Annotated in this window: 2 protein-coding genes and 1 pseudogene; all 3 read right to left on the minus strand. The window is 64.7% G+C overall.

Annotated features, from left to right (window positions below; all coding sequences use genetic code 11):
- Nucleotides 1-127: 127 nt before the first annotated feature.
- The gene (locus IO33_RS0141790; protein ID WP_031174305.1) at nt 128-616 is read right to left on the minus strand and encodes a hypothetical protein; all 489 of its coding nucleotides are present in this window, start codon (nt 614-616) and stop codon (nt 128-130) included.
- 404 nt (nt 617-1,020) lie between these two features.
- On the minus strand, nt 1,021-1,761 hold the full coding sequence (locus tag IO33_RS0141795; RefSeq protein ID WP_031174306.1) for a class I SAM-dependent methyltransferase: 741 nt from the start codon (nt 1,759-1,761) through the stop codon (nt 1,021-1,023).
- 108 nt (nt 1,762-1,869) lie between these two features.
- A pseudogene (locus tag IO33_RS53325) lies at nt 1,870-2,018 on the minus strand (IS630 family transposase); the annotation flags it as partial.

Consider the following 2,018-nt stretch of genomic DNA (forward strand, 5'->3'; position numbering starts at 1 on the left):
ACCGCCTCCAGGCCATCGAGCGGGACACCGACGTGGCCTGAGCTGTGGTGCACACAACTTCGTACTCGGTGGTGCACCCAGAGGAGTACCTGGACACGGTGTCCCTTCAGTTGGCAATCCCCAGGGGTCAAGCACGGTCGCGTCGGATCAATGCATCGTAGGCACCGAAGTACGGAACCGACTCCCAGTTGCTAGTGACGTCAATGCCGTGACGGCTTTCCTTGGACTCCTCGCCATCAGCTTCCACGGTGCGCCGGATGACGCCATCGGTAGTGAACTCATAGGATTCCACGCGTTCCGCGTCCGCATATCCACCGCGCTCCTGCGAATCACCGTAGTCGTATGAGGTCGCTGTCTCCAGGAAGAGGGAGCAGTTGATAAGGGTGAAGGTGTAGTCGAGGGTGTCGCGGCCGTGTGCATCCATGAAAATGACTGAGGTGTACCCAGTTTCCAGGCGCATTTCCACGCGCAGTGTCGCGGCGGAGTGCTCATCGGGGGAGGCAACGGCGGTGTACAACTGGCCGGATGTGTGCCTAGCTTGAGCCTGTTCGGGCGTCAGCGGGTTCATCGGCGTCTCGGTGAGGTTGTTCCACTGCTCGCAGTAGGTCCAGATCATGGCCGATTCAGCCTGTGCCCTTCGGTAGCCGGTAGATGAAGCCCTGCACGTCCCGGACTATCACGCCGTGGTCCGCCGCTTTCCCTGAGTGCCCAGTCTGGCACAGGCTGGGACTGAACCGGGACTTCCAGATAATACTTACCCTTCAAGGGTTTTCCGATCAGCTGCGGGTATTCTCTGCGCGCCTTTGGCGTGTCCGGGATCTTTGTTCCCTCCTTATACTTCTGATTGATCTCACGCAGATAATTCCTGAAAGTGTCCGGCTTGATCTTCCATATCTGCGTCTGCTTGCCACAGCAGCCCAACCCCCAAGCCGACCATGGCCGTCCACACAGGCCACCGATGGACAACCGTGGAGGGCCTGCCCGGCGAGAGGATGCCTTCACGTCTCGGCGCGGCGGAACTTACGGTTTGTGGGTTACCCAGAGCAGTTCCGCCGGCCAGCGGTGTGCCCAGTCGGGTGGGTCGGTTTCGTTGTAGCCGTTGGGTGTTCCGAGCTCGGGCCGCGGCTCGATGAGGTCGTCGATGACGAGACCCGCGCCGCGCAGGACCCTGACCCAGTCGCCGTAGGTGAGCTGATAGCTGGTCGCGTCGTCGCCTTCGGCAATGGTGTTGAGCCCGAAGTAGTCCTGCTGCAGCGTCGTGGTCACGCGGCTGGCGGCTTCGTCGTAGCAAGCCTCGAACCATGGGCTGGCGACGTTGAACACCAGGCGCCCGCCTCGGCCCAAGACGCGTGCGGCCTGAGGGACGGCCAGGTGCGGGGGCGCCCAGCTGAGCCCACCGAAGTCGCAGAACACCAGGTCGAAGCTCTCGGCGGCGAAGGGGAGTTGTTCGGCGGCGCCTTGCACCAGCGGGTAGCGGACCACTCCCATCCCGCGGTCCGCTGCGGCGAGTTGGGCTTCGGACAGGTCGAGCCCGACCACGGTGGCGCCCTCGGCGGCGAGCGCCCTGGACCACTGGCCGGCGCCGCAGCCGAGTTCGAGGACGCGCTTGCCGGTGACGTCGCCCAGGGCGCGCAGGTGCGCGTCGGGGATGGAGTACATGCCCCACAGCCGGGGTGCGGCGCCGATTTGCGGGTCGTGCTCGTGCTGGTAGGCGCTGCTGATCCGGTTCCAGAGCCGCCGGTTGGCGGGGATGCTGTCCACGTGCCGACTCCAGCACTGCCTGCCGAGGGCGGTCAACACGATTAGGGCCACTGGCCGGCCCTCGCCTCGGTCCGGCCCTGGCTCGGCCCGTGATCCGCCGGACAGGGCCTAGTGACCTGAGTCAGAGATTCGCCGGCAATACGTGGCCACCTTGTCGGGGATCTCGTCGGCGGTCTTGGTCCATGCGAAGGGCCTGGGGGCCTCGTTCCAGTCGGCGAGCCAGTTTCGGATGTCGCGTTCGAGGGCTTGGACGGAGC

The sequence above is a fragment of the Streptomyces durhamensis genome (genome assembly GCF_000725475.1).
In the GTDB taxonomy this organism is placed as follows: domain Bacteria; phylum Actinomycetota; class Actinomycetes; order Streptomycetales; family Streptomycetaceae; genus Streptomyces; species Streptomyces filipinensis.